Origin of the sequence: Streptomyces sp. NBC_00569 (assembly GCF_036345255.1) — a bacterium.
In the GTDB taxonomy this organism is placed as follows: domain Bacteria; phylum Actinomycetota; class Actinomycetes; order Streptomycetales; family Streptomycetaceae; genus Streptomyces.
On sequence record NZ_CP107783.1, the window covers coordinates 5,949,037 to 5,975,835 of the forward strand.

Consider the following 26,799-nt stretch of genomic DNA (forward strand, 5'->3'; position numbering starts at 1 on the left):
AGATGCCAGCTGGCCGAGCGGAGCGACTAACGGACGTCGCCCATGAGCTCCTTGACCTTCTTGCGGTACATGAAGACCGCGCCACCCGCGATCACCGCGAGTGCGGCCTCCAGGGCCACGACGCCCGAGCCGTTGAGGTCGGCGCCGTAGGTGGAGAGCAGACCCGTCACCGCGTCGCCCGCCGTCACCGCGAGGAACCAGACACCCATCATCTGGGAGCCGTACTTCGCCGGGGCCATCTTGGTGGTCACCGAGAGGCCGACCGGGGAGAGCGTCAGCTCACCGACCGTCTGGATGAAGTAGATCAGGACGAGCCACCAGGGGCTGACCTTGCCGTCGCCCGCGGCCGTCAGCGGCAGCAGGAAGACGAAGAAGGAGATACCGACGAGGGCCAGACCCAGCGAGAACTTGGTGACCGTGCTCGGCTCCTTGCCCTTGCGGGCCAGCGCCAGCCAGATCATGGCGGCGACCGGGGCCAGCGCCATGATGATCACCGGGTTCACGGACTGGAACCAGGAGACCGGGAAGTCCCAGCCGAGGACGCTCGTGTTGGCGTGGCTGTCGGCGAAGATCGACAGGGTCGAGCCACCCTGGTCGTAGATCATCCAGAAGACGGCGGCGGCGACGAAGAACCAGATGTAGCCGGAGACCTTCGACTGCTCGGCGCTCGTCAGTTCCTTGTCGCGCTTGATGCGGCCGAGGACCATGATCGGGACGATCAGACCGATCAGCATGAGCGGGACCATCACCCAGTTCAGGGTGTAGGTGCCGGTGCCCACGACGATGCCGTAGAAGACGACCGCGATGAGCAGCCAGATCATCGACTTCTTCAGCGTGGCGGCGCGCTCGGCGGCGTCCAGCGGCTTCGGGACGACCGACGACGTCTCCGACAGGTGGCGGGTGCCCAGCAGGAACTGGCCGAGGCCGATCGCCATACCGACCGCGGCGAGCGCGAAGCCGATGTGCCAGTTCACGTTCTGGCCGACGGTGCCGATGACCAGCGGCGCGGCGAACGCGCCGAGGTTGATGCCCATGTAGAAGACGGTGAATCCGCCGTCACGACGCGGGTCGTCGGGGCCGTTGTAGAGGTGGCCGACCATCGTCGAGATGTTGGACTTCAGCAGACCCGAACCGACGGCCACGAAGAGCAGACCGACGTAGAAGACGCCGTTCGACGGGACGGCCAGCAGCAGGTGACCGAGCATGATCACCGCACCGGCGATCGCGGTCGTCTTGCGGGGACCCCACACGCGGTCACCGAACCAGCCACCGGGCATGGCGAGCAGGTACACCGTCGAGACGTAGACGGAGTAGATGGCGATCGCGGTGCCCGCGTCGAGGCCGAGCCCCTCGGGGGCCACCAGGTACAGCGGAAGCAGGGCGCGCATGCCGTAGTAGGAGAAACGCTCCCACATCTCGGTCATGAACAGAGTGGCCAGACCGCGAGGGTGGCCGAAGAAGGTCTTGCCGCCGGAGGGTGCCCCGGTGGATTCCTTCGTCAGGCTGGTCGCCATGGAGGGTCCTTGCTGGTACGGGTCGCGGGTCGTGGGTGACCGCGCGGCCAGTGGGGGGTGGCCGGCACCGGGACCTGCCGTCCTCATCCCCACATCCACAGGGGATCGCCTCCGCGTACGAAGACGCTTACGGAGGCCAGGTACGGCTGTCCCGAGATCCACACCCCGTACGCGACTTCGCGTCCGGGGTCCGGCCCAAAGGTCATTCCTGCAACGCTGGCGGTGACCAGCTCACACATGAAAGAGACCTTCGCAGCGCGGTGCGCTCAAAGGCCGTTCTTTAGTGCATCAGGCGTTGATTCACCATACGACACGACAGTGCGGCATATGGAAGGACTTGAGAGATGGATCACAGGTCCTGACGGAACCGTTCACGCGGATTCGAAGGCGTCTCCCAGGATCTCATCCCACAGCCGCAGGCCCGCCCGGCCAGGTCTCGGCCCTGGTGGATCACCCCCCGGCCGCGGTCCGGCGCGGACTACCATCACTGCATGACCCGTGTACTGCTCGCCGAGGACGACGCGTCCATCTCGGAGCCACTGGCCCGTGCCCTGCGCAGGGAGGGTTACGAGGTCGAGGTGCGTGAGGACGGCCCGACCGCGCTCGACGCCGGACTGCAGGGCAGCATCGACCTCGTCGTACTCGACCTGGGACTGCCCGGCATGGACGGCCTCGAGGTCGCCCGGCGGATGCGCGCCGAAGGGCACACGGTGCCCATCCTCATCCTGACCGCGCGCGCCGACGAGGTGGACACCGTCGTCGGCCTGGACGCCGGCGCCGACGACTACGTCACCAAGCCGTTCCGCCTCGCCGAACTGCTCGCCCGTGTACGGGCCCTGCTGCGGCGCGGCGCCGCCGAGCCCCAGCAGCCGCCCGCCACGCACGGCGTCCGCATCGACGTCGAGTCGCACCGCGCGTGGATGGGCGACGAGGAACTCCAGCTCACCGCCAAGGAGTTCGACCTGCTGCGGGTCCTGGTGCGCGACGCCGGCCGCGTCGTCACCCGCGACCAGCTGATGCGCGAGGTCTGGGACACCACCTGGTGGTCCTCGACGAAGACCCTCGACATGCACATCTCCTGGCTGCGCAAGAAGCTCGGCGACGACGCCGCCAACCCCCGCTACATCGCCACGGTGCGCGGCGTCGGCTTCCGTTTCGAGAAGAGCTGACGTACGGGTACAGCTATGCGCCGCCGTCTGATCAACTCCACGCTCGCCGTCGTGCTCGTCGTGATCGCTGTCTTCGGGGTCTCGCTCGTCATCGTCGAGACCCGCACGATCACCAACAGCGCCCAGGAGCGGGTGGACTCCGAGGCGGTCCGGCTCGTCAGCATCGTCGACAGCCGGCTCCTCGGTGACGAACAGGTCACCGGCGCGATCCTGAGGAACCAGGTCGGCCCCGACCGGTACGCCAGGATCGAGCTGCCGGAGCGCGCCCCCATCGAGATCGGGGAGCGCCCCGCGGGGGACGTCATCCAGGCCACCGCCAAGGGCGAGAAGGGCGAGACGGTCACCGTCGAGGAGCCGCGCTCCTCCGTCACCCGCGAGGTCGGCCGCACCCTGCTGATCATCGCCGGGGTGGCGCTGCTCGCCGTCATCGCCGCGGTCCTGCTCGCCGTGCGCCAGGCCAACCGGCTCACGTCCCCGCTCACCGACCTCGCCTCCACCGCGGAGCGCCTCGGCTCGGGCGACCCCCGCCCCCGCCACCGCCGCTACGGGGTGACCGAGCTGGACCGCGTCGCGGACGTCCTCGACTCCAGCGCCGAGCGGATCGCCCGCATGCTGACCGCCGAGCGGCGCCTGGCCGCCGACGCCTCGCACCAGCTCCGTACGCCCCTCACGGCCCTCTCCATGCGCTTGGAGGAGATCACCGTCACCGACGACCTGGACACGGTGAAGGAGGAGGCGACGATCGCGCTCGCGCAGGTCGAGCGCCTCACGGACGTCGTGGAGCGGCTGCTGACCAACTCCCGCGACCCGCGTACCGGCTCCGCGGTCTCCTTCGACCTGGACGAGGTCATCAAGCAGCAGCTGGAGGAGTGGCGCCCGGCCTACCGCAGCGCCGGCCGCGCCATCGTCTCCTCGGGCAAGCGGCATCTGAAGGCCGTGGGCACGCCGGGCGCCGTCGCCCAGGTCCTTGCCGCGCTGATCGAGAACTCGCTCATGCACGGCGGCGGCACCGTCGCGCTGCGCACCCGCGTCATCGGCAACCAGGCCGTCGTCGAGGTCACGGACGAGGGGCCGGGGGTGCCGGGGGATCTGGGCGCGCGGATCTTCGAGCGGACCATCAGCGGCCGCAACTCGACGGGTATCGGCCTCGCGGTCGCCCGCGACCTGGCCGAGGCGGACGGCGGCCGCCTGGAGATGCTCCAGACGAACCCGCCGGTGTTCGGGCTGTTCCTGTCGCGTACGCCGCTGAAGAAGCCGGCGCCCGGCGACGGGCCCGAGACGGTCCGTTAGCCGGCCGGCGGGTCGGCGGCTGGGGGAGCGGACCCGGCCCGGTCAGCGGTGGGTGCGCTGCACGTCGGAGCGGCGGTCCTCGCGTCCGTCCGGCCCGTCCCGGCCGTCCCCGGTCTCCAGGAACGATTCAGCGCGGGTGACGGTCTCGTGGCCGGGCAGGGTCTTGAAGACCCACGTGCGGTACGACCAGAAGCGGAACAGCGTCGCGATGCCGATGCCGATGACCTTGAAGATGTTGCGCTGGAGCGAGCTGTCCCAGCCGAAGCCGTAGATCGCCACGTACAGGACGCCGTTCTCGATCACCAGGCCGACCGCGCTGAACGCCAGGAAGAGCGAGAGCTCCCGCGTCCGGCCGCTCTTGTCGCGGTCACGGTAGGTGAAGTAGCGGAACCCCACGTAGTTGACGGCGATCGCGATGACCGTGGCGATGATGTTGGCCCGCACGGCCTGAAGGCTCGTGGTGTGCCACAGAAAGTTGGAGACGCCGAAGTTCACCAGCGTTCCGAGCGCGCCCACGGCCCCGAACTTGGCGACCTCGCGGCCGAGCTGGTCGAGCCGCGCACGCCATGTGGCAGGTCCGTTCATCGTGCTCGCCCCAGCCCCCGTAGATTCCGATATATCGACCCCGTCATGCTAACCAGGCGGCTGGTCGGGCGCCTGGGGACGCCGGTAATCCTGGCACCGCGGGTCGGCCGATACCCTGGGGGTGTGACGTTCCCGGTAGTCGGCATGGTCGGCGGGGGGCAGCTCGCTCGTATGACACACGAGGCGGGCATCCCGCTCGGCATCAAGTTCAAGCTCCTCAGTGACACTCCTCAGGATTCCGCGGCGCAGGTGGTCAGCGAAGTCGTCATAGGCGACTATCGCGACCTGGACACGCTGCGTGACTTCGCGCGGGGCTGTGACGTGATCACCTTCGATCACGAGCACGTGCCCACGGAGCACCTGCGGGCCCTGGAGGCGGACGGCATCCCCGTGCGCCCCGGACCCGACGCTCTGGTGCACGCCCAGGACAAGGGTGTGATGCGCGCGAGACTCACGCAGATCGGTGCTCCCTGTCCGCGCCACCGCCTGGTGAAGGACCCCGCCGACGTGGCGGCCTTCGCGGCGGAGGGCGCCGCTGGCGGCGATTCCACCAGTGACGGGTTCCCCGTGATCCTCAAGACGGTGCGCGGCGGCTACGACGGGAAGGGGGTGTGGTTCGTACGGTCCCTGGAGGACGCGGCCGAGCCCTTCAAGGCCGGCGTCCCCGTCCTCGCGGAGGAGAAGGTCGACTTCGTACGGGAGCTCGCGGCCAATGTCGTCCGCTCCCCGCACGGCCAGGCCGTGGCCTACCCCGTCGTCGAGTCCCGGCAGGTCGACGGCGTGTGCGACACGGTGATCGCGCCCGCCCCCGGCCTCGACGAGGGCCTCGCCCTGCGCGCCGAACAGCTGGCCCTCGGCATCGCGAAGGAGCTCGGTGTCGTCGGGCACCTCGCGGTGGAACTCTTCGAGACCCGCGACGGCCGCATCCTCGTCAACGAACTGGCGATGCGCCCGCACAACTCCGGCCACTGGACCCAGGACGGGGCCGTGACCTCGCAGTTCGCGAACCACGTCCGCGCCGTCCTCGACCTCCCGCTCGGCGACCCGCGCCCGCGCGCCCCCTGGACGGTCATGTGCAACGTCCTCGGCGGCGACTACCCGGACATGTACTCCGCGTACCTGCACTGCATGGCCCGTGACCCGAAGCTCAAGATCCACATGTACGGCAAGGACGTGAAGCCCGGACGCAAGGTCGGCCACGTCAACACCTACGGCGACGACCTGGACGACGTGCTGGAGCGCGCCCGTCACGCAGCCGGCTACCTCAGAGGAACGATCACCGAATGAGCACGTCCCCTGTCGTTGGCATTGTCATGGGTTCCGACTCCGACTGGCCCGTCATGGAGGCCGCCGCCCAGGCTCTCGACGAGTTCGAGATCCCCTACGAGGTGGACGTCGTCTCCGCGCACCGCATGCCGCGCGAGATGATCGCGTACGGCGAGCACGCCGACGGCCGCGGCCTCAAGGCGATCATCGCGGGTGCCGGGGGAGCCGCCCACCTGCCGGGCATGCTCGCCTCCGTGACCCCGCTGCCCGTCATCGGCGTCCCGGTCCCGCTGAAGTACCTCGACGGCATGGACAGCCTGCTGTCCATCGTGCAGATGCCCGCGGGCGTCCCCGTCGCCACCGTCTCCGTCGGCGGCGCGCGCAACGCGGGCCTGCTCGCGGCCCGGATCCTCGCCGCCCACGACGAGGAACTCCTCGGCCGCATGCGGGAGTTCCAGCAGGAGCTCAACGACCAGGCCACGGAGAAGGGCAAGCGACTGCGCGCCAAGGTCGAGGGCGCGTCCGGCTTCGGCTTCGGGAAGTGACCGCGATGACCACCTCCCTGGAGCGGGCCCGCGCGATACTCGCCGACTTCCCCGTCGTCGACGGCCACAACGACCTGCCGTGGGCACTGCGCGAGCAGGTCGCGTACGACATCGACGCGCGTGACATCGCCGTCGACCAGAGCGCGCATCTGCACACCGACCTGGCCCGGCTGCGGGCCGGCGGGGTCGGCGCGCAGTTCTGGTCCGTGTACGTGCGCTCGGACATGGCCGGCGACGTGGCCGTCAGCGCCACCCTGGAGCAGATCGACTGCGTCCAGCAGCTGATCGAGCGCTACCCGGCCGACCTGCGCCGCGCGCTGACGGCCGCCGACATGGAGGCCGCCCGCACCGAGGGCCGTATCGCCTCCCTCATGGGCGCCGAGGGCGGCCACTCCATCGGCAACTCGCTGGCCACGCTGCGCGCGCTGCACACCCTGGGCGTGCGCTACATGACGCTCACGCACAACGACAACATCGCGTGGGCGGACTCGGCGACGGACGAGCCGGGCGTCGGCGGGCTCTCGCCCTTCGGCCACGAGGTCGTACGGGAGATGAACCGGTCCGGCATGCTCGTCGACCTCTCGCACGTGGCGGCGACCACGATGCGGGCCGCGCTCGACACGTCGGTCGCGCCGGTGATCTTCTCCCACTCGTCCTCGCGCGCCGTGTGCGACCACCCGCGCAACATCCCCGACGACGTCCTGGAGCGGCTTCCGGCGAACGGCGGCGTCGCGATGGCCACGTTCGTGCCGAAGTTCGTCCTGCAGGCCGCCGTCGACTGGACCGCCGCCGCGGACGACAACCTGCGCGCGCACGGTTTCCACCACCTGGACACGTCGGCGCAGGCCATGAAGCTCCACCGCGCCTTCGAGGAGGCGCACCCGCGCCCGGTCGCCACCGTCTCCACGGTCGCCGACCACCTCGACCACATGCGCGAGGTCGCCGGCGTCGACCACATCGGCATCGGCGGCGACTACGACGGCACGGCATTCCTGCCGGACGGCCTCGGTGATGTCTCGGGCTACCCGAACCTGATCGCGGAGCTCGTCGACCGCGGCTGGTCGGACGCCGATCTCGCCAAGCTGACCTGGCAGAACGCGGTACGGGTCCTCGGCGCGGCGGAGGACGTGGCCCGCGACGAGCAGGCGCGGCGCGGCCCCTCGAACGCGACGCTCGACCAGCTCGACGGCTGAGCGACCGGGCGACCGGGCTCGACGCCTGAGGCGACGGGCCCGTCGGCCGGGCGCCTGGGCCCGTAGGCCGGGCGACCTGCAGAAACCTCCGGAGTGGTGCCGCTCCGGGGTTTGGGCGGGCCGGTGTCGCCCGAACGCGCCGCCCACCAGGTGGCTGCGGGCCATGCGTGTGACGGTGAACGCTACTGCCGACACCGTCGATGCCCGGAGCTTTGCCATGGCAGAACTGCAGGACGAACTGACCGCCACCGCCGAGATGGGCGAGCTCGCCGAGCTCTCCTCACCGATCGAGGAGCCTCCCGCGCCCGCCGCGGGCGACGCGCTCACCCGCGCCCGCGCCCTCCTCACGACCCACCCCGTCGCCGACGGCTACTGCGGTCTGCCCGCAACGCTGCGCACACTGCCCTGGTACGACCTCGAACTGGGCGACAGCTCGGTCGACACCGACCTCCCGCGGCTGCGTGACGGAGGCGTCAGCGCCCTTCTGTGGACGCTGCGCCTGCTGCCCGGCACGGCACACGCCGAAAACCCCGTCACCGCCGTCCTCGAACAGCTCGACCTCGCCAAGCACGTCGTGGCCGAGTACCCCGAGGGCCTGCGCCTGGCCCGCTCCGCCTCCGAGGCGTGCGACGCCCGCGCATACGGCCGTATCGCCGTCCTCATGGGCCCCGCACCCGCGGCCGCCATCGGCGACTCCCTCGCCACGCTGCGCGCCCTGCACACGCTCGGCCTGCGCGTACTCACCCTCAGCGGCGCCTCCTGGGCCACCGAGGCAGGGCTGACCCGGTTCGGCGAGGAGGTGGTGCGCGAGATGAACCGGCTCGGCGTCCTCGCCGACCTCACCGGCGCCTCCGTGCGCACGGCCCGCCGGGTCCTCGCCGTCACCAGGGCCCCGGTGATCCTCACCCACTCCGGGGCCCACGCCCTCAACAGCCACCCCGACAACGTCCCCGACGACCTGCTCGCCGTCCTCGGCGCCGCCGGGGGAGTGTGCCTCGTGCCGTGCTCCGCGGAGCGCACCGGCCCCGAACTCGGCGACGTGGCCGACCATCTCGACCATGTGAGACGGGTGGCGGGTCCGGAGTCCGTCGGCCTCTGCGGCGCGTACGACACCGGAGCCGTGCACCCGGACGGTCTCGCCGACGTCTCGCGCTACCCGTACCTCATCGCGGAACTGGTCGAGCGTGGCTGGCCGGAGTCCGATCTGGCACAGCTCACGTGGGGCAACGTCCAGCGTGTGCTGCGCGAGTCGGAGTTCGCGGCGCGGGCGGCCGCGCTGCGCCGCCCGCCGTCGACGGCGAGGATCGAACGCCTCGACACCTGACGGGCGGCCGGGGGAGCGGACTCAGCAGGCGCACAGGCAGAACGGGTGCCCTGCCGGGTCCGCGTAGACCCGCCAGGTGCGCGAGCGGTCCTCCGCGTCGAGGACCCTCGCGCCCAGGGCCAGTACGCCCTTCTCCGCCGTGTCGAGGTCCTCGACCGTGAGGTCCAGGTGGAACTGCTGCGGCCGGTCGGGCGCGGGCCAGGCCGGCCGCACGAAGTCGGGCGCCGCCTGGAACGCGAGCGCCCGGCCGCCCGGCACCTCCAGGTCGACCCAGGTGCCGTCGTCGCTCGTCACCTCGCCGCCGAGCACCTCCGCGTAGAAATCGGCGAGCGCGCGCGGTTCGGGACAGTCCAGGACGACGACACCCAGCGTGGCGAGAGCCATGACATCTCCTCGGTGTGAGGGTTACCTGTAGGAGCATTCATGAGGTAACCGCGTTACTGCATGCTCCCGCAATAGGGGTAACGTCGCAACCATGAACGACCGCGTGCCCGCACCCGGGGGACTGGCCCTGATCCAGGACCTGGTGAACACCCTCGACATCGAGACGGGCGCCGACGCACTCGACACGGAGAAGGGGCGCGAGGCCCTCGGCCTCACTCGGCAGGAGGCGGAACCGGCGCGCGAACTGCGCGAATCACTGCGCGCCGCCTGCCTCGCACACGGCGGACACGCCCCCCACCGCTCGGTGACACCCCTGCACGGGCTGCTCGCCGAGGCCCCGCTCCTGGTCACCGTCGACGCGACGGACGGCTCGGCCTCTCTCGCGCCGGCGGACCCGCACGCGCTCGTCTCGCGCGTCGCGGCGGCGATCGCCCAGGCGCACGCGGACGGCACCTGGCCCCGCCTGAAGGCCTGCGAGGCCCCCGACTGCCACTGGGTGTACTACGACCGCAGCCCGGCGGGCCGCGGTCGCTGGTGCTCGATGGCGGTGTGCGGAGCGCGCGCGAAGATGCGCCGCTACCGCGCGAAATAGAGGCTCAGGCGGCCGGGCGGCCCATCGCCCGGTACGTCCAGCCCGCCTTGCGCCACAGCACCGGGTCCAGCGCGTTGCGCCCGTCGAGGATCAGCCGCGTGCCGGCCAGCTCACCGAGCGCCGCCGGGTCCAGCTCGCGGAACTCGCGCCACTCCGTCAGGTGCAGCACCACGTCCGCGCCCCGCACGGCCGCCTCGGCGGACTCCGCGTAGCCGAGCGTGGGGAACAGGCGCCGCGCGTTGTCCATGCCCTTCGGGTCGTAGACCGTGACCTGACCGCCCTGGAGGTGGATCTGCCCGGCCACGTTCAGGGCGGGGGAGTCCCGTACGTCGTCGGAGTCCGGCTTGAACGTGGCGCCGAGCACCGCGACCCGCTTGCCCAGGAACGAGCCGCCGCCGAGCGCCTCGCGGGTCATCTCGACCATCTGGCCGCGGCGCCGCATGTTGATGGAGTCGATCTCGCGCAGGAACGTCAGCGCCTGGTCGGCGCCCAGCTCACCGGCGCGCGCCATGAACGCGCGGATGTCCTTGGGCAGGCAGCCGCCGCCGAAGCCGATCCCGGCCCGCAGGAACTTGGACCCGATCCGCTCGTCGTAGCCGATCGCCTCGGCGAGCTTCGCGACGTCACCGCCCGCGGCCTCGCACACCTCGGCCATCGCGTTGATGAAGGAGATCTTCGTCGCGAGGAACGAGTTGGCGGCCGTCTTGACCAGCTCGGCCGTCGGGAAGTCCGTCACCACGAACGGCGAGCCCTGACCGACCGGCGTCGCGTACACCTCGCGCAGGGTCTTCTCGGCGCGGTCGCTGCACACGCCGACCACGATCCGGTCCGGGTGCAGCGTGTCCTGCACGGCGAAGCCCTCGCGCAGGAACTCCGGGTTCCAGGCCAGCTCGACCTCGCCGCCGGCGGGCGCCAGCTCCAGGATGCGGGCCGCGAGCCGCTCGGCGCTGCCGACGGGCACGGTCGACTTGCCGACGACGAGCGCAGGCTTGCCCAGGTGCTTGGCCAGCGACTCCACCGCGGCGTCGACGTACGACATGTCGCAGGCGTACTCGCCGTGCTTCTGCGGAGTGTTCACGCACACGAAGTGGACGTCACCGAACTCGGCGACCTCGGCCCAGTCCATGGTGAAGCGCAGCCGCCCGGTCGACCCCTCGATGCCGGCGACGTGCTTGCGCAGCAAGTCCTCGAGACCGGGCTCGTACATGGGGACCTCGCCCCGCGTGAGCATCTCGATCTTCTCGGGCACGACATCGAGCCCGAGCACCTCGAAGCCGAGTTCGGCCATGGCAGCGGCGTGCGTGGCGCCGAGGTAGCCGGTGCCGATCACGGTGATCTTCAAGGCCATGAGAGCTCCAGAGGTGGACGGCTGCAGTGCGGCCCCGAGCATAGTCGGGCGTGGCACGGCCCCTCACAGGGCACGTTTCCCCTGTCGCGTAGCTCACGTATCCCTCAGGTGGGCAGAGGCATAAAATTTGGGTTACTTAACGGTAATTAGCGTCCTTGGAGCGTGAGTCACCTTGGCAGGTTCGCCCGAATTCGACCTGTACCGTCCGGCCGAAGAGCACGACATGCTCCGCGAGTCCGTGCGGGCTCTGTGCGAGGCCAAGATCGCGCCGTTCGCCGCGGCGGTCGACGAAGAGGCGCGTTTCCCGCAGGAGGCCCTCGACGCCCTCGTCGCCAATGACCTCCAGGCGGTGCACGTACCGGAGTCCTACGGCGGCGCCGGGGCCGACGCCCTCGCGACCGTCATCGTGATCGAGGAGGTGGCCCGCGTCTGCGCCAGCTCCTCCCTCATCCCGGCCGTGAACAAACTGGGCTCGCTGCCCGTCATCCTCTCCGGCTCCGAGGAGCTGAAGAAGAAGTACATGACGCCGCTCGCCAAGGGCGAGGGCATGTTCTCGTACTGCCTCTCCGAGCCGGACGCGGGTTCGGACGCGGCGGGCATGAAGACGCGCGCGGTCCGCGACGGCGACTTCTGGGTCCTCAACGGCGTGAAGCGCTGGATCACCAACGCCGGCGTCTCCGAGTACTACACGGTCATGGCCGTCACCGACCCGACCAAGCGCTCGAAGGGCATCTCCGCCTTCGTCGTCGAGAAGTCCGACGAGGGCGTCTCCTTCGGTGCCCCGGAGCGAAAGCTCGGCATCAAGGGCTCCCCGACGCGCGAGGTCTACCTCGACAACGTCCGCATCCCCGCGGACCGCATGATCGGGGAAGAGGGCACCGGCTTCGCCACGGCGATGAAGACCCTGGACCACACCCGCGTCACCATCGCGGCCCAGGCCCTCGGAATCGCCCAGGGCGCCCTCGACTACGCCAAGGGCTACGTCAAGGAGCGCAAGCAGTTCGGCAAGCCGATCGCCGACTTCCAGGGCATCCAGTTCATGCTCGCCGACATGGCCATGAAGATCGAGGCCGCCCGCGCCCTGACCTACCAGGCCGCGGCCAAGTCGGAGCGAGTCGCCGCCGGAGGTGCAGGAGAGGACCTCACCTTCCAGGGCGCCGCGGCCAAGTGCTTCGCCTCGGACGTCGCCATGGAGGTCACCACGGACGCCGTCCAGCTCCTCGGCGGCTACGGCTACACCCGTGACTACCCGGTCGAGCGCATGATGCGCGACGCGAAGATCACGCAGATCTATGAAGGCACGAACCAGGTCCAGCGCATCGTGATGGCCAGGAACTTGCCTTCATAGGGTTCTCGCAGGGCAAGGCGCTTTATGACGCTCGTGGGCGCTGATCGACTTCCGGTCCGTTCCGGTCCGTTCGGGTCCGCTTCGGGCTGATCGCGGGCGCCATGGTGGGGAAATCCTGGGCTGACACTGGGCTCTGAGGCGCTTCTGAACTGCACAAATGCAACGGCCCCCGGCGTGCCGGGGGCCGTTCGCGTGGGCTCCGGCGCGTGGGTGGCTTGCCCTGGTGGTACTCAAAGCCTGTCTCCAGGCCTGGCGAGCGAAGCCCACAGGGGCACCCCTCGGGCGGTCGCCTGAAAGTCTTCACATGAGGGACGTGTCACCCGCCAAGCGTTTTGGCGTGTTCATTACCGTCGCTTGCTACCTTTGTCTGTTGGCGGGTTCGCGGCGATGTGCGGCTTTGAGGGCTTGGGCAGTGCGATGTCGCCGCGGGCGCGCAGGTGTACGCGTGCACACGGGGGACGGGGACGTTCATGGCATGGGACGAGTGGGAACAGCTGAAAGCCGAGGCGGCGGAGCGGCACCGGAACGCAGCCGGTGCATCCGATCAGCCCTCGGCGCAGATGCGGCTCAATCAGCTGGCCGCCCCGGACGGCGGCGGGGGCCGCCCGGACATCGACATCAAGCACAAGGGCGTGCACGGTGCGGCCGACGACACCGAGACCCTGTCGCACGATGCCATGAAGCGGCTGAGTCATGCTCTCGACACCAGCGACGAGGTGTACACGGCCCACTACGGCAACGGCTGGCTGAGCCCCGTCCAGCTGCAGGTGTGTGCCCTGAACTGGGAGGAACACATGGTGTCCCTCGCCAGGCAAATGGGTGATCTCAGTGCGAAGTTGAGGGATTCGGCCAACGGTCTCCGTGGCGCGGACCTCGAAGCTGAGGCTCGGTTGCGGGCCGCCGTCCAAGATCTGCGGAAGGCGTGAGCATGGTTTCGTACGAAGGCATCAACAACGCCCGCCCGAGCAAGTGGAAGACGGCTTCGGACGAATGGCACTCCCTGGCCGGGTACGCGCTGGCCGCCGCGAAGGACCTGCGCGACTACGGGGTCAAGCCGCTGGCCGAGAACTGGACCGACGAGGTGGGGAAGGCCGCCGCGGGCAAGTTTGAGAAGTTGGCCAACCAGTTCGAGGTGGCCTACGACATTCTGCTCGCCGTCAACATGGTTGCCGACGGCATGACCACCGCCATCGAGACCGCCCACAGCACCATGCGCGAGGCGCAGCAGCTGGCCGACCAGTACGGCCTGACGATCGGCGTCGACGGCACTATCACCGGCCCGCCGGTGCGCAACCGTACCGAGGCCGAGGAGTTGGGCCCGTACCGCTCGCAAGTGCTGGACCTCATCAATCAGGCTGTCGAGCAGGTGACGACCGCCGACAAGCTCGCCGCCGCCGAGTTCACCAAGCTCGCGAACCAGACGGGTCTGACCGACCCCGACAAAGCGCTCAACGAACTGCAGACCCACGCCTCGCACGTGCAGATGGAGATGCTGGCCGCCGACATACCCGTTGGGCAGGACCCGACGACGGTCCGTCAGTGGTGGGGCGGTCTGACCCCCCAGCAGCGCAAGGACATGATGCTGGCCGAGCCGGTCCTCATAGCCAATCTCGACGGCATCCCGGAGGACGTGCGCACGGATCTGCGTGGCAACGGCAAGTACGACCGCGTGAAGCTGGTCCAGTACGCCCTGGACAACTGGGACAAGGGTGACCCCACCGACTTCGGAAACAACTGCACCAACTTTGTCTCCAACGCGCTGCACGCCGCAGGGATGAAGGAGAAGACGTCGTTCTGGGAGGGCACCACCGACGACGACAGCTGGATGATCGGCAACCGGACAGGCAACGACTGGATCGACAAGAAGCTGGCCTACTCGGACAACTGGACTGCCGCCGAGAACAATCAGAATTTCATGCTCCAGCACGGTGGGCAGGAGGTCTCGCGCGCCGACGTGAAGCCGGGAGACATCCTCTACTACGAACAGTCCGGCCCGAACGACTCGATCGAGAAGGGCAACACGCACCACGCGGCGATCGTCACGGCGGTCATGCCGGACGGTGAGATCAAGTACACCCAACACACCGACTCGTACCAGAACGTCAGTCTCGAAGGCCGGATCAACGCCACAGAGAAGCATGAAGGTGCGCAGAACGTCCGCATTGTCCGCCCCAACCCTGACTGGTACTGATGGCAACGATGAACCCCACCACCTCCCGCAGCCGCAACGGCCTCCTCGTCGCCGCCGTCGTCCTGGCCGTCATATCGGCCGGGCTGTTGGCCGCTCATATCTCCTTCGACGGGGACACGTTCCAGAACTGCGAGTACCTGGGACCTTCGACGCGGATGTACGTCACCGCGTGGGCAGGGCCCTTGTGCAGCGTGGCCGCGCTGGTGCTCACCTGCCGCCGTACCTCGCGCTTCACCGGTGCTCAGGTGGCGCTTGTCTGTGTGGTTGCGCTGGTGCTGTTCGTCCAGCTCTTCGCGCTGTACTGGGTATACGCGCCGGATCCGAGCGGCGGCGCCGGCTGCTCGGGCCTCAGCCTCCTCACGTCACAGGGCATCCGGCTGACCTGAAGGTCATACCCGAGGTCATGAAGTCCGACCTTGTCTCAAGCGGTCGCGTTCCAGAGTTGCCCGGACCACACCGCACAAGCTCGGCGAACCGCTTGAGATCGGCATACCGGATTCACGCAGCTTGGCGGAGATCAGCAACCGGTCGACATCGGTGGCGGAATATCTTCGCTGACCGCCCGCGGCGCGCTGAACCGGTCCGATCAGCAGGCACTCGCGTTCGTAGAAGCGCAGCGCGTGAAGGCTGAGTGCGGGCCGCTCGGCCACCGCGCCGATGCCCATGGACGACGGCGGCGTCCGCGAGTGCGCCGTCGCCCCCGACGCTGCCGCACGCATCTGGGACCTGTCCGTCGCGGCAACCGGTGTCACCTCGATCACTCGATGAACCCGCCGGAGTGGCCAACTCCCAATGCGCCAAGGACCGTACGCGCTCCGTGGCGTGTGTCGTACGCTGTGCGCCTGTGGTCGCGTCCTGCGGGGCGCGGGCCGCGTGAGGCCGGGGGGCCGCCGTACCTGCGGGCCGGCTCGTGACGCGCACTCCCGGTGCTCACGAGGGAGTTGGGGGATGGTCATGGGGGGCCTGACGGACCGGCACGTGGTCGGCCAGCGGATCGGTGACCTCGCCGATGAACGCGGGCTCGCACCGAGAGCCGAGGAACTCCAGGCGCTGGCCAAGGCGTTGCGTGCCGCGGACACCGACGGCCTCGGTACCTGGGCGGACCTCGATCTGCTCGCCGCGTACGGGCGGCCCGAGAGCGTGGCGGTCGACCCGGCCGTCGAACACAAGGCGTGGGGCTGGCTGGAGGCCGGGCTCGGCGCGCTGGTCTTCCTGCCGCTGCTGTTCACCTGGCACGGTCTGACCGAGGCGTCCAGCGCGTACGGGGCCCTGACGGGCGACAACCCGAAGGCCGCGGCGCGGCCCTTCCTCCAGCTGTGGCAGTCCGGGTTCGAGGGGCACCTCGCCGGGCTCTACACGTTCGGCACGGTCGCGATGAGCGCGACGGTCGCGATCGCCGTGCTGTTCGCGCTGGCGCTCGTGCACAGCTTCCGCAGGGCGGCGGTCGACCGTCGCGAGGAGGCTGCGCGCCGTGCCGCCGAGCAGCTGATGGCCCGTCTGGTGCCGGCCCTCAGCCGTGCCCAGCTCGTCCTCAACGAACACCGGATGTCGTCGCCGGTCAGGTTCGCCGCCGAGCTGACGGGCGCCGCCAAGACGCTGACCCGGCTCGGCAACCGGGCCGCGAAGACCAACGCCGAACTCGCCGCCGCCGCCGAGACGGTCGGTGCGGCGCTCAAGGAGGCGGAGCGCCAGCTGGGCGCGGTCGGCACCTCCGTACGGCCGCTGGAGGAGGCCGCCGGACGGATCGAGACGGCCGTCAGCGGCAGCGGCGCGATGGTGCGCGAGGCGCTGGAGGAGGTCCGGGCGGTGAACGGCGAGGTCCGCGACAGCCTCGGCAGGGCCGGGGAGCGTGTCGAGGACTCCGTGACCGTACTTGCCGCCTCGCAGCGGTCGTTCACGACCGGCATCGAAATCGCCGCCGATGTGTCGGCGCAGGTTCTGGGGCGTCTCGACGCCGCCGCGGAGGAGTCCGCGCGACTGTTCGCCGCCGCCGAGGAGGCGGTACGGGAGTCCAGGAAGGTGGCGGAGGAGACGCAGGACGCCGTCCGGGACTCGCAGAGCGCCGCGCAGGAGACCCGGACCGTGGTGCGGGCGATGGCCCAGCAGGCCGGTGCCCTGCGCGAGACCGCCGAGAAGTTCGCGCAGCTCGTGGCGGGGGTGCAGCACTCCGGGGGAGTCGGCCTGCCCGTCCCCCGGCCGCCGGAGGGCGCGCCGCCGGCGCCGCCCGTCGCGTCGTGGCCCGCGCGCGGTGTCGATCTCGGCAAGCCCGGTGACGCGGGTGAGGCCAGGGCACACTCCGTCGAGGACGCCGTGCCGGGCCGGCCGGGCCCCGCGGGATGAGGGCGCGCAGGTTCAACCCGCTGCACCTGGCGGGCTGGCTCTTCGCCGACATGCTGCTGGTCCTCGCGCTCGTCGCGATGGGCGACCAGGGCGACCCTCAGGCCGCGGAGGCCCGACCGGCGCCCTCGGCGTCCGCGAGCGGGCAGCCCACACCGTCGAAGAGCCCTGAGCACAAGGGCCCGCGCGCGGTGACCCGTACGCCCGTCAAGGTGTCCATCGACGCCGCTCAGGGGGACCGGGACCGCATCGAGAAGCGGCTGCGCGCGGTGACGGAGAAGTACCGGGGACGGCAGGCGGCGTTCGTCCTCACCTTCGGCCGCAACAGCGACCCGGGCGCCGGCGGCGCGTACGCCCACCAGGTCAACTCGCTGCTGGCGAAGGCCCGTCCGGACATGTTCAGGAACGCGACCACCCGCGACTTCTGGAAGGGCGCGGCCACCGGGGGCCATGCCGACATCGAGATCTACTTCTACACCTACGCGAACTGACGACAGGCTTTCCGGAGGCACGAGGCCATGCAGATTCTGCCGTTCTACCTGCTGTGCGACGAGTCGGGCTCGATGACGGGGGACCCGATCGAGGCGATCAACAGCGCATTGCCCGAGCTTCACCACGAGATCAGCACCAATCCGACGGTCGCCGACAAGACCCGGTTCTGCCTGATCGGATTCTCCGACGACGCGAAGGTGCTGCAGCCCCTGGTCGACCTGAGTGACATCGAGGAGGTCCCGGCGCTCGCCGCGGGCGGACTGACGTCGTACGGCGCGGCCTTCCGCGAGCTCCTGCGCTGCGTCGAGGCGGACGTCGCGTCGCTGAAGGCGCAGGGGCACGAGGTGTACCGGCCGGTCGCGTTCTTCCTGTCCGACGGCATTCCGACCGACGACGGCTGGGAGCGGGACCACAAGGACCTGCTCGGCTCGAAGTACGCCCCGAAGATCATCGCCTTCGGGATCGGTGACGCGGAGGCCGCGACGATCGGGCAGGTGGCGAACTTCCGCGCGTTCATGCAGCAGGACTCGACCGTGTCTCCGGCGAAGGCCCTGCGGGAGTTCGCGTCCAGCCTGACCCGTTCCATCGTCCGGTCGGCGAGCAGCATCCCGGCCGGCGGCGGGAGCGGTTTCACCCTGGCCGTGGACGAGACCGTCCCGGGCTTCTCCACCGTCTCCCTCGACAAGCTGTGAGCGAAGGGCGTACGCGGATGAACGAGAGCGAGGAAGCGGCCCGGCTGCACTGGACGCCGACCGACCCGCACGGCTTCGTGGTGTCGGACGGCACCCCGCCGGTGCGGGACGACTCCTCGCCGGTGCGGGACGACTACGAGCTGCCGGCGCCGGTGCAGGGCGCCGACGGCCCGGCCCTCACGGCGGCTCCAGCCCCCGCTCTCGGCGCGCCCGCCCACAGCGGTCCGAAGGCGCCGAGCTATCCGCCGGTCCCACAGGGACTGCCCGCCGTGACAGGGGACCTGGCGGCGGCCGTGCTGCCGGACATCGTTCTCGACGGTGCCGCGTACCCGGGACTGAGCGTCCGCGCCGCCTCCGTACGCGGGGACTCCCACCGCTATGCCGGGGAGCCGCGGCAGGACGCGCTGTGCGTGACCCGCATCGGTGGCGGCGAGCAGGGCGGTGAGCTGCTGATGCTCGCGGTCGCCGACGGAGTGGGCTCGGCCCCGCGCTCACACGTCGGGTCCAACGAGGCCTGCCGCCTGGCCGCGCGCTACCTCGACCACTCCACGTCCCTGCACGAGTCGATCCGCACCGGCGACGCCGAGCGGTTCCAGCACACGGCGGACGCCGTGGTGCGCCAGATCGGCAACCTGCTGGGTGACCTCGCGTTGCAGCACAGCGAGCGCCCGGACGCCTTTGCCACCACACTGCGGATCCTGCTGGTCCCGCTCGACCCGCGCATACGCACCCGCGGCTTCCTGGCGGTCGGGGACGGCGGCACGGCCCTGCTGCGCCGCGGCTACTGGCACCTGGACGTCGTGGGAGACGCCGACGACGACAAGGACAGCGACGTCATCGACACGCGCACCGCGGCGCTGCCGCGCGCCCGCAGCGCAGTGACACGGCTGCTCCACGCTCACGCCGGCGACGTCCTCGTCCTCAGCACGGACGGCCTGTCGTCCCCGCTGGCGGGAGACTCCGGCATGCGGGACTTCCTCGCCGGTGCGTGGAACGGCGACGAGGTCCCGGCGCCGGCCGACTTCCTCTGGCAGTTCCAGTACCGGGTCAAGTCCTACGACGACGATCGCACCGCCGTCGTCCTGTGGGAGCACGGGGAGGCGCGGTGACGTTCCACAACGGCGCCGATCTCCCGTACAGCGGGCTCAAGCTGCTCGGCAAGATCGGGGACGGCGGGCAGGGTGAGGTGCACGCGGTCGGCGGCCCCGGTGACCTGCTCTACAAGAGCTACCGCGAGCCGCACAAGGTCGACGGATCGTCCCTGGCGGCCCTGGTGGCGTACCGTCAGGCTCTTGCCGCCGCCGACAGGGACCGCCTCGACGCGGAGACCGCGTGGCCGCTGTGCCGGGTCCTCGACGCGGGGACGGTCACCGGGTTCCTGATGCGCAGGGCTCCGGCGACCACCAACTGGCGTACTCCCAAAGGCGATACGAAGCTCATCGAGCTGTCCTATCTGCTCCGTGAGCCCAAGGCGGCCTGGCAGGCCGTGCCGCAGCCGGAGCCGGACGCCCGGCTCGGGATCGCCGTCGCCCTGACCGGGCTGTTCGGGCGGCTGCACGCGGCGGGGCTCGTGGTCGGTGACCTGTCGCAGGCCAATGTGCTGTGGACCCTCACGCCCGAGCCCGCCGTCTTCCTGCTCGACTGCGACGGGATCCGGCTCGTCGGCCGGCCCGCCGTGCTCGACCAGGCGGACACCCCTGACTGGCACGACCCGCTCGCCCCGGCCGGGACGGCCACCGTCGACAGCGACCGGTACAAGGCGTCACTGATGATCGGGCGGGTGCTGATGCGGGACCCGTACGCGCATCCGGGCCGGCCGATGGCGCCGCTCTCCGGAGTCCTCGACGACCGGCGCGAGGCGGCGGTGCGCGGTCTCTGGGCCCGTGCGGCCGGTCCCTACGGGAGCCGGCCCGATCTCGGGCAGTGGCAGACCGCGCTCGCCGGGCGCGAGACGATCAAGCTGATCGCGGCCGCTCCGGCACCCCGCCCCGTGGTCGACCGCTCGATGTTCGACACCGCCCGGCAGCGCGGCACGATACAGCTGAACGGCCGGGGAGGACCGGGGCAGCCGGCCTGAGCCGGGGATCCGGCCGGCCAACTGCCCCGTTCTCTCGCGTCAGTTGCCCGAGACCGTCACGGTCTCGTCGTTCTTGAGCTCGCCCACCAGCTGCTTGACCTTGGTCTTGTCCCAGACGAGGTTGCCGTTGACGGAGCCGGAGACCGGCATGTTCATCGACTTGCCGTCGCCGCCCGTGACGCCCTTCATGGCGAAGAACATCGAGCCCAGGTCCCACAGGCTCATGTCCTTGTCGACCACGAGCGAGTCGAGGCCCGCGCCCATCGTCGGGTAGAGCTTGAACGGGTTCATGACCGTCGACGGAGTGGCCACCTGGTGGGCCAGCGCCGACAGGAACGCCTGCTGGTTCTTGGTGCGCTGGAGGTCGCTCGCCGCGAACGCGTGGCGGGTACGGACGAAGGCCAGGGCCTGCTGGCCGTTCAGCGTCTGCTTGCCCTTCTGGAAGTCGGCTCCGGACCACTTGTCCTTGAAGCCCTCCTTCAGGTTCATCTCGACGCCGCCGACCGCGTCCACGATCTTCGCGAAGCCGCCGAAGCCGATCTCCGCGTAGTGGTCGATGTGCAGCCCCGTGTTGAACTCGACGGTCCGCACGAGCAGTTCGGGGCCGTCCTCCGCGTAGGCGGCGTTGAGCTTCACCTGGCGGCCCTGGTTCGGGTAGAGCTTGCCGGAGTCCGAGCCCTTGTAGGACGGGATGGTGACGTTCGAGTCACGCGGCAGGGAGATCATCGTGCTGCCGTTGTCGCCGGTGTGCAGGATCATCATCGTGTCCGTGCGCTTGCCCTCGGCGGACCCGGTGTGCAGCTTCTTCTTCTCCTCGGCGGACATCCCGGCCCGGCTGTCGGTGCCGACTATGAGGTAGTTCGTGCCCTTACCGGTCTCGGGCCGTTCTATGACCTTGGAGAGGTCGACGTCACGGTGGAGCTTGGAGTCGGCCCAGAAGTACGTGCCGATGCTCACACCGGCGAACACGACGACGAGGGTGAGGACGGTCCACTTGATGCGCCGGCGCCAGTTCGGCCGAGGCCGCGGGGGCGCGTACCCGTCGGCCGGGTCGTTGTCGTTCGGTACGTAGCCGCCGCCGCGGCGCCCGCCGCCACCGCCGTAGACCTGGCCGGTGTTGTAGCCGCTGTCGTACTGGTCCCCGTGGCCCTCGCCGTAGGAGGGCTGCGCCGGGACCGTGGGCCGGGGCGGCGCGGAGCGGCGGGAACCGCCGCCCTGTCCGCGCTGCACATGCGGCATCGCGCGGGCGCCCTCGGGGCGCGCGCTGGCACTGCCGCGACCGTAACCGCGGTCGCCGCCGCCCTGACTTTCGCCCCAACCCTCTGGCCAATCGTTCATGGCCCCAGTGTGCAGTCCTGGACTGTGCGCCCCACAAGGGTGGGTGGCGAATCGGGTCGGGGCTGTTGCAGAGCTGACACAAAGCAGCCCGTGTCCTGCCCGGCATAAGGTGGAGGCCATGACAGACCAGGCCCGCGGCACGGAATCCGAAATTCCGGGTAAGCCGACCTCAGCTTCCCGTACGACGTTGTCGCACATCATGACCCACAACGACACCAACCTGCTCGGAACGGTACATGGTGGCGTGATCATGAAACTGGTCGACGACGCGGCGGGCGCGGTGGCCGGACGGCACTCGGGCGGACCCGCCGTCACCGCCTCCATGGACGAGATGGTCTTCCTGGAGCCGGTGCGCGTGGGAGACCTGGTCCATGTGAAGGCACAGGTCAACTGGACGGGCCGCACCTCCATGGAGGTAGGGGTCCGGGTTCTGGCCGAACGCTGGAACGAGTCGACTCCGGCCCAGCAGGTCGGCTCCGCGTACCTCGTGTTCGCCGCGGTCGACGCCGACGGCAAGCCCCGCTCGGTGCCGCCCGTGCTCCCGGAGAGCGAGCGCGACAAGCGGCGTTACCAGGAGGCCCAGATCCGCCGCCAGCACCGGCTCGCACGTCGCCGCGCGATCAGGGAACTGCGGGAACAGCGCGCGGCCGACGGCATCGAGGACTAGGGCCTTCCGCTCGGCGGCGGGGCGTCAGCCGCACACGACCTGGTCCCCGGTGATCGCCCCGAACTCGCCCTGGCGGACGTCCTCGGCCCGCACCGCGCTGACCGCCTTGAAGTCGGGGCCCGCCACCACCTTCAGTACCGGGCCCTGTCCGTTCACGGCCTGGAGCTGCGCGCCCGGCAGCGCCGTCGCCAGCGCCTTCGCCGACCGGTCCCAGCGCGGGTCGTAGAGAACCACCGTGTGCTGGGCGGTGCGCTGTGCCGCGTTCATCGGCGTACCGCTCGTGCGGAACCCCGTCCCCCGCAGCGCCGCGTCCACCTTCCTGCCGAGACCCGGTGTCATCGTGCCGTTCTCGACCTGGACGCGGATCTGCTGCGGGGCGACGCCGACGACCGTCTCCTTCTTCTTCGTGCGGCGCACGGCGAGCGGCTTGTCCTCGCGCAGCGCCTTGAACAGCTTCCCGGACTTCGCCGGGTCCCACTTCACCGTCGAGCCGATGCCCGGGACCGGGAAGCTGACGTTGCCGATCGGCACGGTCGTGAACTCCGACGACGACGGTGAGAACCCCCGCATCGCCTGCCCGAGCTCGACCATCTGGTCCGTGCCGAACCCCCGGTCCGCGCGCACGGAGCTGAGCAGGGTGCGCGCCACATCACGGAACTTGACCGGGTTCAGGAGCACCCCGGACGACGTGGTCTTCGCGATGAGCGCGGCGAGGAAGCGCTGCTGGCGCTGCATCCGGCCCACGTCGCCCGCCCCGTCGGCGTGCCGGGCGCGCACGTACTGGAGGGCCTGGCCGCCGTCGAGGGTGTGCGTGCCGACGGCCATGTCGAGCCCGGTGTACGAGTCCTTGAGCGGCTTGGCCGTGCAGATCTGGACGCCGCCGAGCACGTCCACCGTCTTCATGAAGCTGGTGAAGTCGACCTCGAGATAGTGGTCGATCTTCACCCCGGTCATGTGCTCGACGGTGCGCACGGTCAGATGGGGCCCGCCCTCCGCATACGCCGCGTTGATCTTCACCGGGTGCTGGTAGTGCTGCTCGCCCGTCGTCCCGTCGGTGTGCGCGGGGATCTCGGCGTACGAGTCCCGGGGCAGGCTGACGATGCTCGCGCGGTCCCGGTCGGCGGAGAGGTGCACGATCATGATCGTGTCCGTGCAGTGACAGGGCGCACCGCCCAGCCGGTACTTCTGCTTCTCCGCCGGGGTGATGTTGTCGCGACCGTCGGTGCCCACGAGCAGCACGTTCATCCCGTGACCGCCGGAGGGCCGGTTCTTCATGTCCTTGAAGGGGTCGACGCGGTTGATCTCGGTGTCGAGCCCGGTGACGACCGCGTGCCCGATCCCGCCGGCCGCGAGAACCGTGACCGAGACCGCCGTCGCCACCCGCATGGCCCACCGGGGCTTCTTCCTCCGTACGGGGGCGGGCACGGGGGGACGGCCGCGCTCCTGCCGTGGGGGACGTGGTGGGCGTGCGGGGGAGCGGGTCGGCGGACTGGGCACGTGGGGGACACCTCCGAGAAGGTGGGCGTGGGATCGCGAGCACCGTAGGCCCGTACGATCTCCTGCCCGCGGTAGTGACCACGGCGGCGCGCGCCGGTGTCCCCCATTAGCGGTAACGTGACGCCTGATGAACGCGAATTCCGACAAGCAGCTTCCGCCCGTATCGGTGATCATGCCCGTCCTCAACGAGGAGCGGCACCTGCGCGGAGCCGTCGAGGCGATCCTGGCGCAGGAGTACGGCGGCGAGATGGAGGTCGTGGTCGCGCTCGGCCCCTCCTCGGACCGCACGGACGAGATCGCCGCGGAGCTCGTCCGCGAGGATCCCCGGGTCCACACCGTGCCGAACCCCACGGGCCGCACGCCCGCGGCGCTGAACGCCGCGATCGAGGCGTCCCGCCACCCCATCGTGGTGCGCGTCGACGGACACGGCATGCTCTCGCCGAACTACATCGCGACGGCCGTCCGCCTCCTGGAGGAGACCGGCGCCCAGAACGTCGGCGGCATCATGCACGCCGAGGGCGAGAACGACTGGGAGGACGCGGTCGCCGCCGCCATGACGTCGAAGATCGGCGTCGGCAACGCGGCCTTCCACACGGGCGGCGAGGCCCAGCAGGCCGAGACCGTGTTCCTGGGTGTCTTCCGGCGCGAGGCCCTTGAGCAGCAGGGCGGCTACAACATCGAGTTCATCCGCGCCCAGGACTGGGAGCTGAACTTCCGCATCCGCGAGGCCGGCGGCCTGATCTGGTTCTCGCCCGAGCTGAAGGTCTCGTACCGGCCGCGGCCCAGCGTGAAGGCGCTCGCCAAGCAGTACAAGGACTACGGCCGCTGGCGGCACGTCGTCGCCCGTTACCACGCCGGCTCGATCAACCTGCGCTACCTCGCGCCGCCGGTCGCCGTGTGCGCGATCGCCGCGGGTGTCGTCGTGGGCGCGCTCGTGACGCCGTGGGGCTTCGTGATCCCCGGCGGCTACCTGGCGGCCATCGCGGCCGGTTCGGTGCCGGCCGGCAAGGGGCTGCCTCTGAAGGCGCGCCTGCAGATCCCGGTCGCGCTCGCCACGATGCACATGTCGTGGGGCTGGGGTTTCCTGACCAGCCCGCGCTCTCTCGCGAAGAGGGTCATCGCGTCGCGGCGCCCGGCCGTACTCAGCGAGGCGTGAGCTTCTTTCCTGGTCTTTTGAGGGGCCGGTCTCCAGGGGCCGGTCTCTCCGGGGCCGATTCCGTCGGCCCCGGAGCGCGCGTCACCAGGTGAAGTTCTTGTTCACCTTCATGCAGGCCTTCGTGTCCGAACCGTTCAGCGCCAGCGCCGTGTCCGGGGTGGTGTCGTCGTCCTTCGAGGCCTTCGGGTAGGAGTTCCCCTCTCGCCAGTCGTCGCCCACGACGAGCGTCACCCCGGAGACATCGGTCGACTTCTTCACCGAACTCAGCGGAATACCAAGGGACTTGGCGACCCGCTGGGCATCGCCCTCCAGGTCGACGCTGGGGAAGCGGATGACCGTCTTCTCCTCGCTCAGTGACTGCGCCTGGTCGGCGGACGCCTTCGTGAAGCCCTTCGCCGTCAGGATCTGCGCCACCGTGCCGGCCCGGCCCGACGCCGCGGGCAGCTCCGCCGTCCGCGTGCCGTTCTGCACCTGCACCGCGATCTCGCCGTCGGCCGCCGCCGGATCGTCCGACTCCTTCACCGGCGCCTTCTTCTTGTCCTTGCCGTCCAGGGCCACGTCCTCGCGCACGAGCCGGAACAGCTTGTCCGCGTCGCCCGGCTTCGGGGCCACGCGCGCGCCCACGTACACGAACGGCATCGTCGTCATCGTGATGCGTTTCGGCGCAGGCTTCTTCAGCTCGTTGCTCAGGTCGTAGAGCTTCTTGACCGTGTCGAGGCCCTCGTCGACGCGGAGCGCCTTCGTGGCCTCCTCGGCGAGGCTGCGCAGCTTGCCGGGGTTGGTGATGGTCGCGTTCTCCCGCATCTGGCGCACCATCGAGTTCATGTACATGTGCTGCGCCTTGGTGCGCGCGATGTCGCTGCCGTCCTCGAAGCCATAGCGCGTACGCAGCCACTGCAGGGCCTGCTTGCCCTTGACCGGGTGGGTGCCCTTCGCCAGCTTCAGGCCCGAGCCGTGGCCCAGACTGTCCTTGGAGTGGATGTTGGCGTCCACACACACCGGTACGCCGCCGATGGCGTCGGCCATGGAGACCACGCCCGCGAAGTCGACCATCATGAAATGGTCGATGTGGATGCCGGTCAGCAGTTCCCAGGTGGCCACCGTGCAGCCGGGGCCGCCGCGGCCGAGCGACTCGTTCGTCATCTGCCGCCCCACCGTGGCCGGGTACTCCTTGCCTGTCTTCGGGTCGGTGCACTTCGGCAGCTTGAGCAGGGTGTCGCGCGGCATGCTCACCACCGACATGTTGCTGCGGTCCGCGGAGAGGTGGACCAGCATCTGCACGTCCGCGAGCGGCACGCCGCCGAAGGTGTCCTTGGCGCCGCCGAGCTTCTGGTTGGCCTTGGAGTCCCGCGCGTCCGAGCCGATCAGCAGGATGTTCAGCGGGGTCTGGCCCGCCGCGTTCGGCGTCGGCTTCGCCGCCCGGTGCTCACCGATGTTGAGCTTGTCCGTCTTGATGTTGCTGTTGAGATGCTCGTACCAGAGGTAGCCCGCTCCCGCGGTGCCGACTGTCAGTACGGCGAGGGTGATCGAGAACCAGCGCAGTATCCGATGTCTGCGGCGCCGCGGGCGCGCGCGGCCGCGGCGGTGCCCGCGCGGCCCGTCGCCGTCGCCCTGCCCTTTGCCCCGCCGCTGTCCGCCCTCGGGCCCCCCGGCCTCGTGCGAACCGCCGCGTCGGCCCGGATCACCCGAGTCGACCGGCCGACGGACCCGTGCTCGCGGCACTTCCCCGCGCACACTGCTCTGCCTCATGCCCCACCCCTCCCGCCCCCGGCCTACACTTCGGCCGCCCCGATC

Annotated in this window: 25 protein-coding genes and 1 pseudogene; 18 read left to right on the plus strand and 8 right to left on the minus strand. The window is 70.2% G+C overall.

Annotation, left to right across the window (positions count from 1 at the left end; genetic code table 11):
* Nucleotides 1-26 precede the first annotated feature (26 nt).
* On the minus strand, nt 27-1,514 hold the full coding sequence (locus tag OHO83_RS26845) for a peptide MFS transporter (RefSeq protein ID WP_266671257.1): 1,488 nt from the start codon (nt 1,512-1,514) through the stop codon (nt 27-29).
* Nucleotides 1,515-2,005: 491 nt separating this feature from the next.
* Between OHO83_RS26845 and OHO83_RS26850 the strand changes: the two genes are divergently transcribed.
* The gene (locus OHO83_RS26850) at nt 2,006-2,683 is read left to right on the plus strand and encodes a response regulator transcription factor (protein ID WP_116512611.1); all 678 of its coding nucleotides are present in this window, start codon (nt 2,006-2,008) and stop codon (nt 2,681-2,683) included.
* A gap of 15 nt (nt 2,684-2,698) precedes the next feature.
* Nucleotides 2,699-3,973, plus strand: coding sequence for an ATP-binding protein (locus OHO83_RS26855; protein WP_266671254.1), 1,275 nt, complete (start codon nt 2,699-2,701; stop codon nt 3,971-3,973).
* 42 nt (nt 3,974-4,015) lie between these two features.
* Here OHO83_RS26855 and OHO83_RS26860 read toward each other — a convergent pair whose 3' ends face one another.
* A complete protein-coding gene (locus OHO83_RS26860; RefSeq protein WP_330279808.1) occupies nt 4,016-4,558 on the minus strand; it encodes a GtrA family protein in 543 nt (180 codons plus the stop codon).
* A gap of 123 nt (nt 4,559-4,681) precedes the next feature.
* Between OHO83_RS26860 and OHO83_RS26865 the strand changes: the two genes are divergently transcribed.
* The 4 genes from OHO83_RS26865 (at nt 4,682) to OHO83_RS26880 (ending at nt 8,886) form a co-directional block, all read left to right on the plus strand.
* Nucleotides 4,682-5,845: a 5-(carboxyamino)imidazole ribonucleotide synthase gene (locus OHO83_RS26865; RefSeq protein ID WP_266671250.1), complete on the plus strand. Its 1,164-nt coding sequence runs from the start codon at nt 4,682-4,684 to the stop codon at nt 5,843-5,845.
* Complete coding sequence (gene purE, locus OHO83_RS26870) at nt 5,842-6,369, plus strand: 5-(carboxyamino)imidazole ribonucleotide mutase (protein WP_266671248.1); 528 nt, start codon at nt 5,842-5,844, stop codon at nt 6,367-6,369. The genes OHO83_RS26865 and purE overlap by 4 nt, the downstream gene beginning before the upstream one ends.
* A gap of 5 nt (nt 6,370-6,374) precedes the next feature.
* Nucleotides 6,375-7,562 (plus strand): dipeptidase, encoded by a 1,188-nt coding sequence (locus OHO83_RS26875; protein ID WP_329434890.1) that lies wholly within the window; start codon nt 6,375-6,377, stop codon nt 7,560-7,562.
* A gap of 217 nt (nt 7,563-7,779) precedes the next feature.
* Nucleotides 7,780-8,886 (plus strand): dipeptidase, encoded by a 1,107-nt coding sequence (locus OHO83_RS26880; protein WP_330279809.1) that lies wholly within the window; start codon nt 7,780-7,782, stop codon nt 8,884-8,886.
* A 21-nt stretch (nt 8,887-8,907) separates the two neighbouring features.
* Here OHO83_RS26880 and OHO83_RS26885 read toward each other — a convergent pair whose 3' ends face one another.
* Complete coding sequence (locus OHO83_RS26885; protein ID WP_266671242.1) at nt 8,908-9,270, minus strand: VOC family protein; 363 nt, start codon at nt 9,268-9,270, stop codon at nt 8,908-8,910.
* Between the two features lie 91 nt (nt 9,271-9,361).
* Here OHO83_RS26885 and OHO83_RS26890 point away from each other — a divergent pair, with 91 nt between their 5' ends.
* Nucleotides 9,362-9,862 (plus strand): CGNR zinc finger domain-containing protein, encoded by a 501-nt coding sequence (locus OHO83_RS26890; RefSeq protein ID WP_330279810.1) that lies wholly within the window; start codon nt 9,362-9,364, stop codon nt 9,860-9,862.
* A gap of 4 nt (nt 9,863-9,866) precedes the next feature.
* Here the strand turns inward: OHO83_RS26890 and OHO83_RS26895 are convergent, their stop codons facing one another.
* Nucleotides 9,867-11,210, minus strand: a complete 1,344-nt coding sequence (locus OHO83_RS26895) for a UDP-glucose dehydrogenase family protein (RefSeq protein WP_330279811.1) — start codon at nt 11,208-11,210, stop codon at nt 9,867-9,869.
* Between the two features lie 172 nt (nt 11,211-11,382).
* On the opposite strand from OHO83_RS26895, the gene OHO83_RS26900 reads away from it, so the two are divergent.
* From OHO83_RS26900 to OHO83_RS26915, 4 genes are all read left to right on the plus strand, one after another.
* A complete protein-coding gene (locus tag OHO83_RS26900) occupies nt 11,383-12,558 on the plus strand; it encodes an acyl-CoA dehydrogenase (protein ID WP_330279812.1) in 1,176 nt (391 codons plus the stop codon).
* Nucleotides 12,559-13,028: 470 nt separating this feature from the next.
* Nucleotides 13,029-13,484 carry a hypothetical protein gene (locus tag OHO83_RS26905; protein ID WP_266671236.1) on the plus strand — a complete coding sequence of 152 codons (456 nt, stop codon included), beginning with the start codon at nt 13,029-13,031 and terminating at the stop codon, nt 13,482-13,484.
* Between the two features lie 2 nt (nt 13,485-13,486).
* Nucleotides 13,487-14,749 carry an amidase domain-containing protein gene (locus OHO83_RS26910; protein ID WP_266671234.1) on the plus strand — a complete coding sequence of 421 codons (1,263 nt, stop codon included), beginning with the start codon at nt 13,487-13,489 and terminating at the stop codon, nt 14,747-14,749.
* Nucleotides 14,749-15,135: a hypothetical protein gene (locus tag OHO83_RS26915; protein ID WP_266671232.1), complete on the plus strand. Its 387-nt coding sequence runs from the start codon at nt 14,749-14,751 to the stop codon at nt 15,133-15,135. Before OHO83_RS26910 ends, OHO83_RS26915 begins: the two co-directional genes overlap by 1 nt.
* A gap of 43 nt (nt 15,136-15,178) precedes the next feature.
* Here OHO83_RS26915 and OHO83_RS26920 read toward each other — a convergent pair.
* Nucleotides 15,179-15,414, minus strand: a pseudogene (locus OHO83_RS26920) (MerR family transcriptional regulator); the annotation flags it as partial.
* Between the two features lie 289 nt (nt 15,415-15,703).
* On the opposite strand from OHO83_RS26920, the gene OHO83_RS26930 reads away from it, so the two are divergent.
* From OHO83_RS26930 to OHO83_RS26950, 5 genes are read left to right on the plus strand one after another with little or no spacing between them, the layout of a single operon-like run.
* A complete protein-coding gene (locus tag OHO83_RS26930) occupies nt 15,704-17,089 on the plus strand; it encodes a hypothetical protein (protein ID WP_330279813.1) in 1,386 nt (461 codons plus the stop codon).
* The gene (locus OHO83_RS26935; protein ID WP_329434897.1) at nt 17,086-17,577 is read left to right on the plus strand and encodes a hypothetical protein; all 492 of its coding nucleotides are present in this window, start codon (nt 17,086-17,088) and stop codon (nt 17,575-17,577) included. Before OHO83_RS26930 ends, OHO83_RS26935 begins: the two co-directional genes overlap by 4 nt.
* A 27-nt stretch (nt 17,578-17,604) precedes the next feature.
* Nucleotides 17,605-18,270: a vWA domain-containing protein gene (locus OHO83_RS26940; protein WP_266671229.1), complete on the plus strand. Its 666-nt coding sequence runs from the start codon at nt 17,605-17,607 to the stop codon at nt 18,268-18,270.
* Between the two features lie 17 nt (nt 18,271-18,287).
* Nucleotides 18,288-19,379, plus strand: a complete 1,092-nt coding sequence (locus OHO83_RS26945) for a protein phosphatase 2C domain-containing protein (RefSeq protein ID WP_330279814.1) — start codon at nt 18,288-18,290, stop codon at nt 19,377-19,379.
* Nucleotides 19,376-20,347 carry a hypothetical protein gene (locus OHO83_RS26950; RefSeq protein WP_329434901.1) on the plus strand — a complete coding sequence of 324 codons (972 nt, stop codon included), beginning with the start codon at nt 19,376-19,378 and terminating at the stop codon, nt 20,345-20,347. Before OHO83_RS26945 ends, OHO83_RS26950 begins: the two co-directional genes overlap by 4 nt.
* 39 nt (nt 20,348-20,386) lie before the next feature.
* Here the strand turns inward: OHO83_RS26950 and OHO83_RS26955 are convergent, their stop codons facing one another.
* Nucleotides 20,387-21,685 carry an LCP family protein gene (locus OHO83_RS26955; RefSeq protein WP_329434903.1) on the minus strand — a complete coding sequence of 433 codons (1,299 nt, stop codon included), beginning with the start codon at nt 21,683-21,685 and terminating at the stop codon, nt 20,387-20,389.
* A 118-nt stretch (nt 21,686-21,803) separates the two neighbouring features.
* On the opposite strand from OHO83_RS26955, the gene OHO83_RS26960 reads away from it, so the two are divergent.
* Entirely contained in the window at nt 21,804-22,352 is a 549-nt protein-coding gene (locus OHO83_RS26960; protein WP_266671224.1) for an acyl-CoA thioesterase, read from the plus strand.
* Between the two features lie 24 nt (nt 22,353-22,376).
* Here OHO83_RS26960 and OHO83_RS26965 read toward each other — a convergent pair whose 3' ends face one another.
* The gene (locus OHO83_RS26965; RefSeq protein ID WP_443066063.1) at nt 22,377-23,849 is read right to left on the minus strand and encodes an LCP family protein; all 1,473 of its coding nucleotides are present in this window, start codon (nt 23,847-23,849) and stop codon (nt 22,377-22,379) included.
* A 127-nt stretch (nt 23,850-23,976) separates the two neighbouring features.
* On the opposite strand from OHO83_RS26965, the gene OHO83_RS26970 reads away from it, so the two are divergent.
* The gene (locus tag OHO83_RS26970) at nt 23,977-25,005 is read left to right on the plus strand and encodes a glycosyltransferase family 2 protein (protein ID WP_266671220.1); all 1,029 of its coding nucleotides are present in this window, start codon (nt 23,977-23,979) and stop codon (nt 25,003-25,005) included.
* Nucleotides 25,006-25,086: 81 nt separating this feature from the next.
* On the opposite strand, the gene OHO83_RS26975 is transcribed toward OHO83_RS26970, so the two are convergent.
* A complete protein-coding gene (locus OHO83_RS26975; RefSeq protein ID WP_266671218.1) occupies nt 25,087-26,754 on the minus strand; it encodes an LCP family protein in 1,668 nt (555 codons plus the stop codon).
* Nucleotides 26,755-26,799: the final 45 nt, after the last annotated feature.